Here is a 14,671-nt window from a genome sequence, read left to right as displayed (position 1 = left end):
CAGTTTACCGGCTAACCCTCGCGCGACCAGTCCAGCAGGTCAATGCCCTGCTCGGCCACCGCCGCCTGCAGCTTGCCGACGCCCTCTTCTACCCCAAACGCATATTCCGAATCCGTCAGCATGACCAACTGCAAGATGAGGGTCAGGCGGCCCTCTTCGCGAAACTGCGGGGTCTGCCCGCCCCACAGGTACGGCGCAATGAACAGGCCGTGGTGCACGGTGATATCTGGGACATCGAGGATGGACGGCAGCATCACGCCCGGCTGCGCCGGCAGCAGGCCGTCGGCCTTTTCGAAGGTGTCAGCCGCGGCGTTGATGGCGGCGGCCACCTCGGGCTGCCCGGTGCGCGCCACCGTGAGCAGCTCGCAGCGCACATCGGTGCCGTCGTCCTGGTTTTGCAGGCCGGTGTCGGTGGTGTTGAAGGTGGTGGTGAGGGCGAGCGATTGGGCGTCGGCAAGCGAGGCAAGGCCCAGCCGGCGCTTATCGACGTAGCGGAACTCCAGCGGCGCCGGGATAATCTCGCTCAGCCACAGGGCAGACTCGTCGGCGTTGATTTTAGGCTCCCAGCTTCTCCACGGCGGCGAGCAGGACGCAGGTGGCGACGCCGTCCATCGCGGCCTCGACCTCTTCCTGCGGCGGCAGGGTTGGGGCGAGGCGGATATTGCGGTCATTGTCGTCCTGGCCATAAGGGTAGGCGGATCCGGCCTGGGTGAGCAGGATGCCGGCATCGCGCGCGAGCTCCCAGACGCGGTTGGCGGTGCCGTCGACGACGTCGAGGGAGATGAAGTAGCCGCCCTTCGGGTTGGTCCACTGCGCCACCTCGTACTCGCCGAGGCGCTTGTCCAGGATGCGCAGCACGGCATCGAACTTGGGCTTAATCAGCGCTGCGTGGCGGCGCATCACCGCGCGCACGCCCTCGGCGGAGCCGAAGAACTCGTGGTGCGCCAGCTGGTTAATCTTATTGGGGCCGATGCCGCGGATGCCAGCGTGCTCTAGGTACCACTCGAGGTTGTCCTCCGAGGTGCCGAAGAAGCCCACGCCCGCGCCCGCGAAGGTGATCTTCGAGGTAGAAGACATGGCCCAAAAGCGATTCGGGTTGCCTTCTTCCGCAGCGATATCCAGAATCGGCAGGATTTCCGGGAAGTCCTCGGTCAGGGTGTGCACGGCGTAGGCGTTATCCCACACGATGCGGAAGTCCGGCGCGCCGGCCTCCATGCGGGCGAGGCGGCGGGCCTTGTCTTCAGAAATCACGGCGCCGGTGGGGTTAGCGAACATCGGCACTACCCACATGCCCTTGACTGCCGGATCCGCCACCAGCTTTTCGACGGCCTCTACATCCGGCCCGTCCTCCTCCATTGGCACCGTGACCAGCTCGAAGCCGAATTGCTCCGTGATGGCAAAGTGACGGTCGTAGCCCGGCACCGGGCAGATCCACTTAAGCTTTTCTTCTTTGCTCCACGGCCGTGCGGAATCATTGGTGCCGAAGAGAAACGCCCAAGAAATCAGGTCGAACATGATGTTCAGCGAGGACGAGTCTGCGGCAACCAGCAGCTCTGGGTCCATGTTGGTCAGCTTGCCCCAGATATCGCGCAGTTCTTTGATGCCCTTTTGGTTGCCGTAGTTACGCAGGTCGTTTCCGGCCGCGTCGGTGTAATGGCCTAGGCCGGGCAGCGCCAGCAAATCATTGGAGAGGTCCAGCTGTGCCTTGGCCGGCTTTCCGCGGGTCAGATCTAATTTCAGGCCCTTAGCCTTAAGGTCCTCGTAGTCTTTACGGACCTGGGCGGCGAGCTCCGCGAGTTCGGACGATTCCAAAGTAAGAAGCGACATGCGTATGTCTACCTTCCATGTATAGGGCGACTTTTAGCCCCCAATAGTAACGCACGCCATACAAAAAGGGGACCCCGCGCACCCGCCAGAGCCTCCTGACCCTTGCTGCATTCCTGCCCTGGGGGAGTTCAGAGGATGGACGCCACGCGGAATCCTGCCCCATACTTTAACGCCCGCGCGCCGGTTTAGCCAAATGGGCCTCCGGCCGCACGGGCTACCACCGCCCACCGGCGCGCAACCCAAGGACCATCCGACACAAACGGCATTAGATCGCCAGAAATAGGCCCTGACCTGGCGATTGGTAAAATAATTGCCACGGCTGCTAATGTTTCTTCTCGGAGGATTCGACTAGCGGCCTATGTCACACGCCTGGAACGCGTGCGGGGTTCACGCCCCTCGTGGGTTCAAATCCCACATCCTCCGCCAAAGGAAATCCCGGCTCCTGCTTCACCGCACGGAGCCGGGATTTTTGTTGTATACGGGCGCGCGACCGCGCTTGCCGACGCCGCTACCCCTAATCGATGACCGGCGGCTCGTAGCCATCCGCCTTCAGCCACGCGACGTGCGGCGGCGTATTCATCCCCCACTCGGTGCGCGCCCAGAGGAAAGCCTGGGAGACCTCGGCCTCGGAATAGCCCCCATCGCGCAGGTATTGCCGGAAGCCATTCGGGCCTGGGTCCTTGATCCAGAGCCAGACATAGTCGTCGAGGGAGTCGTCGGCAAGCAGGCCCTCCAGCCCGGCCGGAACATATTCGCGCTCGGCGCGCACGCGGTCCGCTAGGTCCTGGTCAAGGAAGTCGTAGAGGTAATCCAGCGCGTCCTCAAGCTGCGCATAATCGAAGGGATCCATGCCGCCCAGCCTAGTGGCGCTTGGTGCCCAAGACCATGCGGTCAATTTCCTCGAGCACCTCATCCACGATGGCCGGATTATAGGCCCGGTAGCCGCGCATGCGCAGCAGCTCCTCCTGTGCGGCCGCCAGGGCAGTCCGGCGGGCCTCCAACGCCACGTGGCGGGCCTGCCAGGCGCGCTGTACGCGGGAATCATCGGAGACATCCTCGCCATCGCCCAGCCGGTCCTCGAACCACTTGATAACGTTGGCGGAAATTTCGGGGTCGACCTTTTCGGCGTCGGCAGTAATGTGGCCGTCCGGCCGGAAGTGCGACAGGGCCTCGATGCTGGCCGCACGCGCGCGACTCACCACGGCGGCGCGCATCTTATCGCTGGCAATCTGGGAGGCTTCCGTAAGGTCGAGGCGCTCCATCAGCCATGGCAGCAGCAGGCCGGGCACCACCATCGTGACCAGCAAGACGGTCAGCGCGATGACGGCAAGCTCGTGGTGGAAGCTGAACACGCCGGCCGGGATGGACAAAACCAGCGCCAGGGTGACGAGGCCGCGCATGCCGGACCACGTCATCAGCAGCACCTCCTGCAGGCGCAGCGGCGCCACGCGCGGGCGGCCGCGGGAGACGTTGATGCGGTAATAGATGTACATCCACACCAAGCGGACGACGAAGGCCACAAGGGACAAGATGACGCCCACCACCACGGAGTGCCACAGGTCCGAGCCCACTTCGCCGATGGCGGTATTGACCGTCAGGCCAATGAGCCCGAAGGCCACGCCGGTAAAGAGCAGCTCGATGGTCTCCCAGAAGGCCTGGCCGGACAGGCGGTCCTCGGCCTGGATATCGGCACGGGAATTAAGCTCCACGGCCGCTATGACCACGGCGATAACGCCGGAGGCGCCGAGTTCCTCCGAGATGAGGTAGACCGCAAACGGCGTCACCCAAGTCAACGCGTTGCGCGCGGTGACGTCGTGGACGTGGGTGATAAACAGCGCCACCAGCCGGCCGACGCCCCAGCCGAGGCCGCCCGCGACGAATGCGGAGTAGAAGAAGTTGAGCACGCCGCCACCGAAGGAGAGCTCATCGCCTTGGGTCACGGCCGTCAGCGCGAGGTTGAAGGCGACGATGGAGGCGGCGTCATTAAACAGGCCCTCGGTCTGCAAGGTGGTAATGATGCGGCGCGGGATGCCGGCGGGCTCGGCCACGGCGTCAACGGCGACGGGGTCCGGCGGGGCGATGGCCGCACCGATGAGGATGGCTGCGGCCAGGCTGATGCCGGGCAGGAAGGCATAGGCCGTAAAACCTACGGCCAGCGTGGTGGCGACCACCAGCAGCACGGACAGGCTCAAGATGGTCACCCATTGCTCGCGGATAACACCCCACGAGGTGCGCCGGGCCAGCGCCCACAGCAGCGGCGGCAGGAAGATGGGCAGGATGAGCTCGGTGGGCGGCTCGAACTGGGGCAGGCTGGGCACGAAGACCGCGCAGGCGGTGATGATCGTCAGCAGGGCCGGCCACGGCAGCCCAATCTTGTCACCGATGGCGACGACGAACACGGTCAGCAGCATGAGCCCAATGAGCACCAGTAGAACTTCCATGGGCTCAGATTTTACCCGCGCCAGATATAAGGCTCAGGGCTGAGTCGATCGGGCGCGAATTGCGCGAGCAGATCCGCGGCGCTGTGAGCCTTGTACCCCAGCGAGGCCGCCAGCTGCTTGACGACGTCCCCCTCCTCCCCCATCTCCCGCATGGTCACCGCCCCATCGCGCTTAGCCAAACGCTCGCCGGATGCATTGAGCACGAGCGGGACGTGGATATACTCCGGCGGTTCGATGCCGAGCAGCGAGGCGAGGTAGGCCTGGCGCGGCGCGGAGGAGAGCAGATCATCGCCGCGGACCACTTGGTCGATGCCTTGATAGGCATCGTCGACGACGACAGCCAAGTTATAGGCCCAGCCGGTGTCTTGGCCGCCGCGGCGCAGGATGAAGTCATCCACGTCGCCCGTATAGGTGCCGTGGAGGGCGTCGTGGATGGTGAATGTGGGGGCGTCGGCAAGCAGGCGAAGAGCAGGCTGGCGATTCTGGGCCGCAAGCTCGGCACGCTTGACCGCGCGCTGGTCTTCGGTGAGGTTGCGGCAGGTGCCCGGGTACTGGCCGGGAATGGCGTGCGGGGCGCGGGAGGCCTCACGGATATCCTTGCGGGAGCAATAGCACTCGTAGGTGGGCAGCTGGGCCAGAGCCTGTTCATAGGCGGCGTCGCGGTCGTGCTGGTAGATGACCTCACCGTCCCAGTCCAGCCCGAGCGCGCGCAGATCCGCCAGCTGGCGCTCGGCCGACTCCTGGGAGGAGCGCTGCTTATCGATGTCCTCCACGCGCACCACAAAGCGCCTGCCCGTCGACCGGGCGAAAAGCCACGCCAGAAACGCCGTGCGGAGGTTGCCAAAGTGCAGATCGCCCGACGGGCTTGGAGCGTAACGGCCGGCGCCGGTGGTCGCGGAATTCATGCCCACAGTCTACGGGCTGGCACAATGGCGGGCATGGAAAAATCGAACGGCGCTGAGGTGCGCTTCATTCCCGTCCGCTCCACCCTCTACCCCTGGCTGGTCACCGTATTTGTGGTGACCTTCCTGATTTCTAATATCAACGCCACTAAGGGCGTGCAGCTCGGCCCGCTGGTTACCGACGGCGCCTTCTTCCTCTTCCCGCTGGCCTATATTGTCGGCGATGTGCTCTCCGAGTGCTACGGCTTCAAGTCCACCCGGCGCGCGGTCTATATCGGCTTCGCGATGGCAATTCTGGCGGCCGTGTGCTTCTATATCGCCATCTGGCTGCCGGCGGCCGATTTCTACGAGGGCCAGGAGGCCTTCGCCGCCACGCTCGGCCTGATGCCGCAGATCCTGGCCGCCTCGCTGGCCGGCTACCTGGTGGGCCAGTTGCTGAATGCCTGGACGCTAACCGCGATGAAGAAGCGCTCCGGCGAAAAGGGCCTCTTTGCGCGCCTTATCGCCTCCACAGTGGTGGGCGAGTTCGGCGATACGCTGCTCTTTTGCGCCATCGCCGCGCCGGTTATCGGCGTAGACACCGTGGGCGGGTTCATCAATTACGTCATCGTGGGCTTCGTATGGAAGACCCTGATGGAGGCCGTCATGCTGCCGGTGACGGCCGCGGTCATTAAGTGGGTAAAGAAGCGCGAGGACTACTTGCCGGCGTAGTACCGGCCGAGGAATTCATCGCGGTAGGCCTCGTAGTAGCCGCCGTCGATGGCGGCGCGGATATTATCCACCAGGCGAATCATGAACTCCACGTTGTGGATGGTGCACAGCGTGCCGGCGAGGAATTCCTTCGCCTTGAGCAGGTGGTGCAGGTAGGCGCGGGAGTAATTCTCGGATACGTAGCCGCCGAATTCCTCGTCAACGCCGGCAAAGTCCCGCTTGAAGCGCGCATTGGTAAGGTTCATGCGGCCGTCAAGGGTGTAGACGCCGCCGCGGCGCGCCAGGCGGGTGGGAGCCACGCAGTCGAAGGTATCGGCGCCCGCCTCGACGGCGGTGAAGATATCGTCCGGCTCGGAGATGCCGAGCAGGTGGCGCGGCTTGTCCTCGGGTAGCTCATCGCAGACCCAGCCGACGATGGTGCCCAGGTTTTCCTTTTCCAGCGCGCCGCCGATGCCGAAGCCGCCGAAGCCACGCTTGCCGTCCTCGCGGGCGGCGCGGTCGAGGTCGAGCAGGCCGCGGGTGGCCTGGCGGCGCAGGTCCTCGTACTGCGCGCCTTGGACAACACCCCACAGCGACTGCTTCGGGCGGTGGGCGCGCTCGCGGGTGAGGCGATCGTGCTCATCCAGGCAGCGTTTAGCCCAGCGGTGCGTGCGCGCGACGGATTCCTCCTGGTAGGTGCGCGTATCAACCAGCGTGGTCAGTTCGTCGAAGGCAAACATGATGTCTGCGCCCAGCCCGTGCTGGATCTGCATGGACTTCTCGGGGGTAAAGCGGTGCTTGGAGCCGTCGATGACGGATTTAAAATCCACGCCATCCTCGTCCACCTGCGCCATGCGTTCCTTCTTGGCGGCGCGGATGTCCTTATCGCTGAGATCCGCAACGTCCATCGCAAGGACCTTTTTGAAGCCCACGCCCAGGGACATGACCTGGAATCCGCCGGAGTCGGTATAGGTCGGGCCATGCCAGTTTTCAAACTCGGCCACGCCGCCGGCCTCGTCCACGATGTCGTGGCCCGGCTGCAGGTAGAGGTGGTACGCATTCGACAAGATGGCCTGCGCACCAGTGGAGCGAATTTGTTCCGGGGTAAGCGTCTTGACCGTGGCTTTGGTGGCTACTGGGATGAAGGCCGGGGTGCGAATATCACCGTGCGGAGTGTGGATGACACCGCTGCGGCCGTGCTTGCCGGGGCCTTCGGGCAGGCGCTTGCCGACGTCGAAGCTCAAGTCCATCTTTACTCTTCTTCCTTGTCTGCAGGGCTAGGGGTTGGGGCCGTGGTGGCGTGTTTAGCTTCCCATTCTTCTTCCAGGGCGGTGCCTTCGATGTCCAGGGTGGGCAGAATCTTCGCCAACCACTTCGGCATCCACCACGTCGCGCGGCCCATGAGGAACATGGTGGCGGGGACGAGGGTCATGCGGATAAAGAAGGCGTCGAAAAGCACGCCGGCGGCCAAGGCAAAGCCGAAAATCTGGATGAAGGGCAGGGGCTGGTTAATAAAGGCCACGAAGACCGAAATCATAATGATGGCCGCGGCCGTGACCACGCGGGCGCCTTGGGTAAAGCCGGTGATGGTGGCCTCGTCGACGGCGCTATATCGCCCACCGGTGCCCTCCGGATGCCGCGAGATATGCTCGCGCATGCGGGTGACCAGGAAGACCTGGTAGTCCATCGCTAGGCCGAAGGTCACGCCGATGAGGAAGATGGGCATAAAGGAAATCAGCGGGCCCGGCGCGGGAACTAGGTTCCACAGGCCTTCCTGCCAGACCAGCACGGTCAGGCCGAAGGCGCCGCCGACGGACAGCAGGAAGCCCAGGCCCGCAACCAGCGGCACCAGGATGGAGCGGAAGACCAACAGCAGTAGCACGATGGCCAGGCCCACGACGATGGCCAGGTACGGCGCCATGGCTTCCTCGAGGCGCTCGGTGATATCGAGCTGCACGGCGGTTAAGCCGGTCAGGCCGATGTCGGTGCCGGTGGCGTCTTCGATCTCGCTGGTGGCCGAGCGCAGCGCGTGCGCGACGTTGACCGTCGCGGCGTCCGTCGGCGCGGTTTCTGGGGTGACCATGATCTGCGCGGCGCGCTGGTCCTTACTCAGGCCAACAATCTGCGCGTGCTTCACGCCGCCCAGCCCCTTAAGCTGGTCCGCGGTGTATAGGAAGGACGCGAGCGCGGCCTTATCCTCCGGCGAGGAATTGTCCGCAGCGTCTGCGGAGGTGTCTACTACCTCGGCGGCCGGGGCAATCTCCGGCTCGGCCTCGGCCGCGGGCTGGTCCGGCTGCGGCTGCTCAGGGGCTGCGTCCTCCGGCGCAACATCCTCTGGTGCAGCGCCCTCGGGCGCGGCCTCCGCATCTGGTGCGGGGGCGGGCGCGGGGGCTGGTTCGGGCTGAGATTGGGCGTCGACAAGCGGGGCGAGGGCGCCGGCCTCCGCGTTGACCGTGTGGGCATCAACCACGGCGAGGAAGGGGCCGTTGACGCCGGGGCCGAAGCCCTCGGACATGAGGTCGGCGGCCTTGCGCTGGGTGGTATCGGGATTGGAGGTGGTATCGGCCGGAAGGGCGAGTTCCATGTCGAGCACCGGCGCGGTCATCGCGCCCAGGGAGAGGACAACCAGCGCCATGGCCAGGCCGGGGACCTTCTGGACCAGGCGCACCCAGCGGTTGCCCATGGTGGGACCACGGCGGCGCTTGCCCTTGCGGGTCGGGTTGCCGGCCACGCCGGGGATGCGGCCATTGAAGGCCTTATCCCCCAGCACGCCCAGCATCGCGGGGATGAGCGTAAGCGACACCAATACGGCGATGGCGACGGTGCCGGCGGCGGCCAAGCCCATTGCCGTCAGGAAGCCAATGCGCGCAATGAGAAGCGCAAAAAGCGCAGTAAAGACGGTCGCGCCGGCAAAGACCACGGAGGAGCCAGCCGTGCCCACCGCCATGCCTGCGGCATCTGGCCCGTCCATGCGGCGACGCTCGGCGCGGTAGCGCGACAGGATAAACAGCGCATAGTCAATGCCCACGGCAAGGCCAATCATGATGGCCAGGACCGGGGTCATATTATTGAGCTCAATCCAGTGGGTGGCAATGAACATGCCCAGCGCGCCTAGTCCCACGCCGATGACGGCGGACACCAAAGGCATACCCGAGGCCACCAGGGAGCCGAAGGTAAAGATGAGCACGATAAAGGCAACGCCGAGGCCGATGATCTCAGAGGTGGAATTGACCGCGATTTCATCGCCGAAGCCGGCACCATTGCCTTCTACCGTGAGGCCGCGGTCGCGGGCAATATTCATTGCCTCGGTAACGGTGTCTTTATCGGCCTGCTCCACGCTATAGGGCGACTCGGCGTCGAAATTGAAGGTGGTATAGGCAATGGTCTCCTCATCATTGACCATGGCGAGGTTGTCCGCGTCCGCGCGGGCGGATGCTTCCGGCAGCCCCATGTCCGTGAACTGGTGGATGACCTGATCCTGCAATCGAGGCGAGACCTCAAGCGGGTTGCCAAAGCGCGTGGTATCGCCCATCTCTAGGTTGTCCTCGAGGTAGGAGATGGTGGCGTCGATGGCCTCGCGGTTTGCGGGATCAGAAAGCTTCTGGCCGTCTGGGGCCTTGAAGACCACGTTGACCGAGGGCGAGTTGGCAGGATTGCCGCCCTCTGGGAAGAGGTCCATGGTCTTGTAGGTGGCGTCGATGGACGGGGTTCCCTTGATGGAGAACTCGCTCGTCATCGGTTTCATCAGCAAGGCGGCGGCACCGCCGACGGCGGCGAGCAGCAGCAGCCATGCCACGATGACCTTCCACTTATGGAGGAAAGACCAGCGCCCAAGACGATAAAGCAGTTTAGCCACGGGTAGATGTACCTTCGCATTCGCGTGGGGGACGGGTTGAACTTTGCCCTAGTGTAGTGGCCTTACCCCACAATCCCCTATCACGAAGCCACCTGCGTCCCAGTTTTCACAGCTGGCGGCCAGCCAGCCGGATTCCCCGCGCCTGCCGGAAAAATGGGCAAAACAAAATCCCGACCTGCGCAAACAGGCCGGGATCCCGGTGCGGTGGCGGCGGGATTTGAACCCGCGGTTGGGGGTTACCCAACAATCGCTTTCGAGGCGATCACCTTCGGCCGCTCGGACACGCCACCGCGTTCCAGATTACGGGAGTGGGCCCGAGCGACAAAATCGCTGCGCCGGCGGGGTGCCAGCGCAGCGATATGAGAAACGGGGACGAGGATTAGTCGTCCTTCAGGCCACCGATAACCTCGTTGGCCTTGTCCTTGATGCCTTCGGCAGCGTCAGACAGCTTGTCCTTAGCCTCGGAGGTGACCTGGTCGGCCTTGCCCTCGTTAGCTACGTCCTTGTTGTCGGTAGCTTCGCCGTAGGCTTCCTTTGCCTTGCCTACAAGGCCATCCTTCTTGTTTTCCAAATCGCCCATGTTCACTCCTTTGAGTAGACGGTTGTTGTATGACAACCAGTGTACGCACGTTTAGCGCAGGCCGTCGAAGAAGTTTCGGAGCAACCCAGCGCATTCGTCTTCGAGCACGCCGCCGCGGACCTGCGGGGTAAAGGGGGCGGTGGGGGCACGCAGGACATCGATAAGCGAGCCGCACGCGCCGGTCTTGGGCTCGAAGGCGCCAAAGACCACGGAAGAAACACGGGCAGCTTGCAAGGCGCCGGCGCACATGGCGCAGGGTTCTAGGGTGACGACGAGTTCGCAGCCGGAAAGCCGCCAGCCATCGCCGTGCACGCGAACGGCCTGGCGAATGGCCTCGACCTCGGCGTGGGCGGTCGGGTCCGCAAGCTCTTCGCGGCGGTTGACGCCGGTGGCAAGTTCGGTTCCGGTGGCGTCGTAAAGCACCGCACCCACGGGGACGTCGCCGGCCGGCGTACGCTTGGCGACGTCGAGGGCGCGGCGCATCCGAGCCTCAGCGCGCAGCAAGAGCTCAGGCGTTAACAATGACGTCTTCCAACTCATCACCAAAGCCGAGCTCGCCGGCGATGCGCAGCAACATATCGGAAGGCCAGTCCTCATCATTGTCGATGATGTAGCCCACCTGGTCCTCGGACAGGCCAAGGTCGGCGAAGATATCGAAATCGCCCTCGCCATAAGGATCGGCCTCTTCGGGGTCCACATCCGGGATTTCATGGTCGTTGATATCCATGAAATCGGCGGCGAAGTCATCGTCTACGCCATAGGTAGCATCCGAGATGAGCATCTTCACCCCGCCCGGCACTGGGCGCACGGCAATAAAATAGGCATCCTCCACGCACAGCAGCGCGAACGCAGCACCCTCGGAACGCAGGCTGCGCACCGCATTGATGGAGGTCTGCGGATCCTCAAAGTCATCGTTGAAGCTGCGCACCAGCCATTGGCCTGCGTTGCGGGCGACGGTTACCGCGAAGGAGTAATTTTCGTTGCTCATACCTCGTGAGATTAGTCGTGTTGTGCCACAATTGTCACCGTGAGTTCTCAAGATGTTCAACGCCCTATCTGCATAATCGGTCTCGGCCTCATCGGCGGCTCTTTGCTGCGCGATCTAGCCGGATATAAACACCCCGTTTTTGGATATAACCACTCCACATCCGGCGCCCGCACTGCAGTAAAGCAGGGCTTTGACGTCACCGATGATCTACCCGCTATTTTGACCCGCGCGGAAGCCGAAGATGCGCTCATCGTCATCGCTGTTCCCATGACCGCGGTGGGCGAGGTCCTCGATGCCATCCAGGAGCACGCGCCTAACTGCGGCATTACAGATGTGGTTTCCGTAAAGACTGCGGTACGCCAGCAGGTCCTCGAACGCGGCATGGAATCGCGCTACGTGGGCGGGCACCCGATGGCGGGCACCTCCAAGTCCGGTTGGGATAACTCGCAGAAGGACCTGTTCCGCCGCGCGGCGTGGGGCATTACCTATGACTATGCCGCCGAGTGTGAGGCGCGCGGGGAAAAGATTCCGAAGCAGTGGATTGAGACCTTTACCGAGGTCGTGCGCATGACCCAGATGGTGCACGCAGAGGCGGTGCCTATCCGCGTGGCTAATCACGATGCCGCGGTGGCGCGCATTTCCCACCTGCCACACGTCTTTGCGGAGATCCTCGCCGTGGTGGGCGATAACGGCGGAATCCTGGCGCAGTCCCTGTCTGCCGGTTCTTTCAAGGACGCCACGCGCGTGGCCGGTACGCACCCGGAGCTGGTGCAGCAGATGTGCGAGACCAATGCGCCGGCGTTGGTGGAGGCATTGGACGAGGCCTTGGACTTGCTGCACGACGCCCGCGAGAAGCTCGACTCCCCTGAGCCTTCCATCGCTGAGCTTACCGACGCCGGCTACCGCGCCCGCACCCGCATCGATGCCCGCTCCGGCGCGCGCAAGGAATCGGTCTCCCCGGTCAAGATTTCTTCCCGCCCGGTGCTGCGCCTGCACCCAGGCGGCCCGAAGTGGGTGGCACAGCTGCGCCAATCCGAGTCCCTGGGCGGACGCATCGAGATTTTCTAGCCTTTGCGGCCGCGGTTGCGCAGGCGGGGAATCCGCGCCAGCACCGCGGCGGCGATCAGGCCGAGGGCGGCTATGCCCCCATAAATCCCCGCACGATCTGCACTGGTCTGCGGGGTTTTCGGCGGTTCAGGGGTGGTCTCTGCGGTAAGGATTGCTTCCTTATCGCGGCCGCTCACCACGCCTTCTATCCAGTCCTTGGTGCCGGCCAGCGTGGTGATTGCCGCGCTTGGCGAGGGCAAGTCCGGATCCCCATTCGCCGTTCCCGCGGTGGCCAAGCCGGCAAGCTTTCCGTCTACGAAGAAAGGCCCGCCGGAGTCGCCGCCCTGCATGCCTGCGCGGCCGGTGGAGTGCACATCGAGGATCGCGCTTTCAATCAGCGGCATCGCTTCGCCGGCCGGTACGCTTTCTGTCCCCTCTGGTGCGCTGAGCCCCGGCATGGCCTCGGCCGCGGGAATGCTTTCTCCGCCAGCGGCGTCCTCGGCGGCAACCTCGGAGGCGTCTGCAGCACCTGGTTCGGTGGAGCTGGCGGGGCCAGCAGGGCCGGCGCCGAGGAGCTCAGCCACTTCCATCTCCGCCTGCGGCAGCTGGCCGCGGCGCGCCATGGAGGAACTGCTGCTCCAGCCATAAAGCGTGCCGCGCTGGCCAGGTTCTGGCACCTGAGTGGAAATCTCGGCCGGGGTGGTGTCGGTGACGGGGGTGGTGAGGTGGAGAAGGGCGGCGTCGGAAAGCGGGGATAGCGCCCACGAATCGGCGTCGTAAGTGGTGCCATTGATGCGGGCCTGCGTGCCCTCATTGTTGACGGACTCGAGGCAATGGCGCGCGGTAAGCACCCACTGGGCGGCTACGAGGGTGCCGGTGCAATCGCCGAAGCTGCCCACGCGCCCGATTTTCAACTGCGCCACGGTGCGAGACTCCGCTGAGTCTTGGGCCGGCTCGCCGTGTTCGAGGGCGCTGGCAGGGGCGGCGGTTAATGCCACGATGCCGGCGGTAAGCAGGGCGGGGAAGATTTTGTGCTGCATGATTAGTCCTTCTTTCCGGCAGGAACGGCGATGGCGATGATCTTAGCGACGGCCCATTCGGCCGGCCCCTTCCCTATCAGGCGGCGCCATAGGCTCGCGAGGACAAGGAAGAGGGCGATAAACGCGCAGGCCCACCCGGTGTTGTGGAGGGAGACGTGACTTTGCCAGTAATAAGCGGTGAGCACATGCAGGATGTAGATGCTCAGCGACATCGCCCCCAGCGCAGCAAAGGGATACGCCAGCTTAGGCACCGCTCGACCGATAAGCAGGCATAGATGGAGGACGATGGCGGCGACGGCGATGGATAGGACGATCTCTCCCAGCACGCCGGTGTGGCCGGTAAAGCGCAACCAGCCAGGCATATCCGGGGTGAAGCGGAAGTAAAAGCCGGCTGCCGCAACGGCCGCGGCGATGGCGGTGGACACCCACTGGGCAGCGGCACGGGCGCTGCGGATATAGATCTCATAGAGCAGCATGCCAGCAAGGAAATAGGCACAATAGGCCAGCAGCGGATAGACCTGCGGAAGGGTCAGCGGCGCATATTTTATGGTCGCGGCGGCGGTAGCAGCGGCGAGAAGCAGGAGCTTCCACCACCAGCGCAGCGGCGGGACCCAGGACACCAGGATCATCGTGATGCCGATGACCACGAGGACGATTTGGATCTCGCCACCCAAGGGCAGCAGGGCGAGGCCGATAAGTGTGATTATGCAGCCGCGGGCGACGATGCGCAGGAACGTGGTCGCCGTGAAATCGCGGGAAATAAGCATCAACGTGACGCCGGCCAGAACGGCGAATAGTGCTGCGGGCAAGCCATTTAAAATGACCTTGGTATGCCACACCAAGGAGGCCATATGCAGAACTATCATGCCGATAATCGCAAGTGAGCGGGCTATATCGAGCCCTACAATGCGCGAGGGTGCTAACACCTAGCGTTCTCCTTCAAGACGGAGGGGAACGCGTCGCCGCGCTCCCCTTGTTAATAAAGACTTTCTTTTTCTACTAAGCCTGTCTGGAAGGTTGCTGCAAATATTTTATACGTGTCCTGCATTTTATAAGTGGATTGCATGAGACTTGTGCGGACCTAGTCGGCGGACCTAGTCGCGGAAGGAACTATCGCGGCGCTTGCGCGAACGGGAAGGATCGGCGACCAGCTTTAGAAGCGGGGCTGCGGCGATGCCGATAGCCAAGCCGGCCAAAAAGAGCCAGAACATGCCAGAGCCCAGCCACAGCATAAGGCCGAGGATGACGCCGGCGATGAGGCCGGAAACAAGCGAGGAGGTCTTCATAGAAGCGGAACTTA

Annotated in this window: 15 protein-coding genes, 2 tRNA genes and 1 other RNA gene; 3 read left to right on the top strand and 15 right to left on the bottom strand. The window is 63.8% G+C overall.

The window, feature by feature from the left end; all coding sequences use genetic code 11:
- Nucleotides 1-11 precede the first annotated feature (11 nt).
- The 3 genes from QKD99_RS06725 to ffs form a co-directional block, all read right to left on the bottom strand.
- Entirely contained in the window at nucleotides 12-671 is a 660-nt protein-coding gene (locus tag QKD99_RS06725; protein WP_347951060.1) for a hypothetical protein, read from the bottom strand.
- Nucleotides 556-1,827 (bottom strand): aminotransferase class I/II-fold pyridoxal phosphate-dependent enzyme, encoded by a 1,272-nt coding sequence (locus QKD99_RS06720; RefSeq protein WP_347951059.1) that lies wholly within the window; start codon nucleotides 1,825-1,827, stop codon nucleotides 556-558. Before QKD99_RS06720 ends, QKD99_RS06725 begins: the two co-directional genes overlap by 116 nt.
- A 60-nt stretch (nucleotides 1,828-1,887) precedes the next feature.
- Nucleotides 1,888-1,986, bottom strand: an RNA gene (gene ffs, locus QKD99_RS06715) — signal recognition particle sRNA small type.
- Nucleotides 1,987-2,164: 178 nt separating this feature from the next.
- Here ffs and QKD99_RS06710 point away from each other — a divergent pair.
- Nucleotides 2,165-2,253: transfer RNA gene (locus QKD99_RS06710), tRNA-Ser, on the top strand.
- An 88-nt stretch (nucleotides 2,254-2,341) separates the two neighbouring features.
- Here the strand turns inward: QKD99_RS06710 and QKD99_RS06705 are convergent.
- From QKD99_RS06705 to gluQRS, 3 genes are read right to left on the bottom strand one after another with little or no spacing between them, the layout of a single operon-like run.
- Nucleotides 2,342-2,677 carry a hypothetical protein gene (locus QKD99_RS06705; RefSeq protein WP_005323168.1) on the bottom strand — a complete coding sequence of 112 codons (336 nt, stop codon included), beginning with the start codon at nucleotides 2,675-2,677 and terminating at the stop codon, nucleotides 2,342-2,344.
- Nucleotides 2,678-2,687: 10 nt separating this feature from the next.
- The gene (locus QKD99_RS06700) at nucleotides 2,688-4,268 is read right to left on the bottom strand and encodes a sodium:proton antiporter (RefSeq protein ID WP_347951058.1); all 1,581 of its coding nucleotides are present in this window, start codon (nucleotides 4,266-4,268) and stop codon (nucleotides 2,688-2,690) included.
- 11 nt (nucleotides 4,269-4,279) lie between these two features.
- The gene (gene gluQRS, locus QKD99_RS06695) at nucleotides 4,280-5,173 is read right to left on the bottom strand and encodes a tRNA glutamyl-Q(34) synthetase GluQRS (protein WP_297553494.1); all 894 of its coding nucleotides are present in this window, start codon (nucleotides 5,171-5,173) and stop codon (nucleotides 4,280-4,282) included.
- A 33-nt stretch (nucleotides 5,174-5,206) separates the two neighbouring features.
- Here gluQRS and QKD99_RS06690 point away from each other — a divergent pair, with 33 nt between their 5' ends.
- Nucleotides 5,207-5,881 carry a queuosine precursor transporter gene (locus QKD99_RS06690; RefSeq protein ID WP_179387271.1) on the top strand — a complete coding sequence of 225 codons (675 nt, stop codon included), beginning with the start codon at nucleotides 5,207-5,209 and terminating at the stop codon, nucleotides 5,879-5,881.
- Here QKD99_RS06690 and tgt read toward each other — a convergent pair.
- From tgt to QKD99_RS06660, 6 genes are all read right to left on the bottom strand, one after another.
- Nucleotides 5,866-7,110 (bottom strand): tRNA guanosine(34) transglycosylase Tgt, encoded by a 1,245-nt coding sequence (tgt, locus tag QKD99_RS06685; RefSeq protein WP_284816135.1) that lies wholly within the window; start codon nucleotides 7,108-7,110, stop codon nucleotides 5,866-5,868. The genes QKD99_RS06690 and tgt overlap by 16 nt on opposite strands.
- 2 nt (nucleotides 7,111-7,112) lie before the next feature.
- Nucleotides 7,113-9,716 (bottom strand): MMPL family transporter, encoded by a 2,604-nt coding sequence (locus QKD99_RS06680; RefSeq protein WP_347951057.1) that lies wholly within the window; start codon nucleotides 9,714-9,716, stop codon nucleotides 7,113-7,115.
- 202 nt (nucleotides 9,717-9,918) lie between these two features.
- Nucleotides 9,919-10,006 (bottom strand) — tRNA-Ser (locus QKD99_RS06675).
- An 89-nt stretch (nucleotides 10,007-10,095) separates the two neighbouring features.
- Complete coding sequence (locus tag QKD99_RS06670) at nucleotides 10,096-10,296, bottom strand: CsbD family protein (RefSeq protein ID WP_005323174.1); 201 nt, start codon at nucleotides 10,294-10,296, stop codon at nucleotides 10,096-10,098.
- 51 nt (nucleotides 10,297-10,347) lie between these two features.
- A complete protein-coding gene (locus QKD99_RS06665; protein ID WP_284766170.1) occupies nucleotides 10,348-10,779 on the bottom strand; it encodes a nucleoside deaminase in 432 nt (143 codons plus the stop codon).
- Nucleotides 10,780-10,804: 25 nt separating this feature from the next.
- The gene (locus QKD99_RS06660; protein WP_225746105.1) at nucleotides 10,805-11,284 is read right to left on the bottom strand and encodes a tRNA adenosine deaminase-associated protein; all 480 of its coding nucleotides are present in this window, start codon (nucleotides 11,282-11,284) and stop codon (nucleotides 10,805-10,807) included.
- Nucleotides 11,285-11,323: 39 nt separating this feature from the next.
- Here QKD99_RS06660 and QKD99_RS06655 point away from each other — a divergent pair, with 39 nt between their 5' ends.
- Entirely contained in the window at nucleotides 11,324-12,352 is a 1,029-nt protein-coding gene (locus QKD99_RS06655; protein WP_347951056.1) for a prephenate dehydrogenase, read from the top strand.
- Here the strand turns inward: QKD99_RS06655 and QKD99_RS06650 are convergent.
- The 3 genes from QKD99_RS06650 to QKD99_RS06640 form a co-directional block, all read right to left on the bottom strand.
- Nucleotides 12,349-13,371 (bottom strand): trypsin-like serine protease, encoded by a 1,023-nt coding sequence (locus QKD99_RS06650; protein ID WP_347951055.1) that lies wholly within the window; start codon nucleotides 13,369-13,371, stop codon nucleotides 12,349-12,351. The two genes, QKD99_RS06655 and QKD99_RS06650, sit on opposite strands and share 4 nt — an antisense overlap.
- Nucleotides 13,372-13,373: 2 nt before the next feature.
- Nucleotides 13,374-14,297, bottom strand: coding sequence for a DUF418 domain-containing protein (locus tag QKD99_RS06645; protein WP_347951054.1), 924 nt, complete (start codon nucleotides 14,295-14,297; stop codon nucleotides 13,374-13,376).
- Between the two features lie 168 nt (nucleotides 14,298-14,465).
- Nucleotides 14,466-14,671, bottom strand: a 206-nt coding sequence (locus tag QKD99_RS06640; RefSeq protein WP_347951053.1) for a hypothetical protein, incomplete at its 5' end; no start/stop codon positions are given.

Source organism: Corynebacterium sp. c3Ub_189, from assembly GCF_039907195.1.
Classification (GTDB): domain Bacteria; phylum Actinomycetota; class Actinomycetes; order Mycobacteriales; family Mycobacteriaceae; genus Corynebacterium.
Note: the sequence above shows the minus strand (reverse complement) of the source record. Positions and strands in the feature narration are given on the sequence as shown.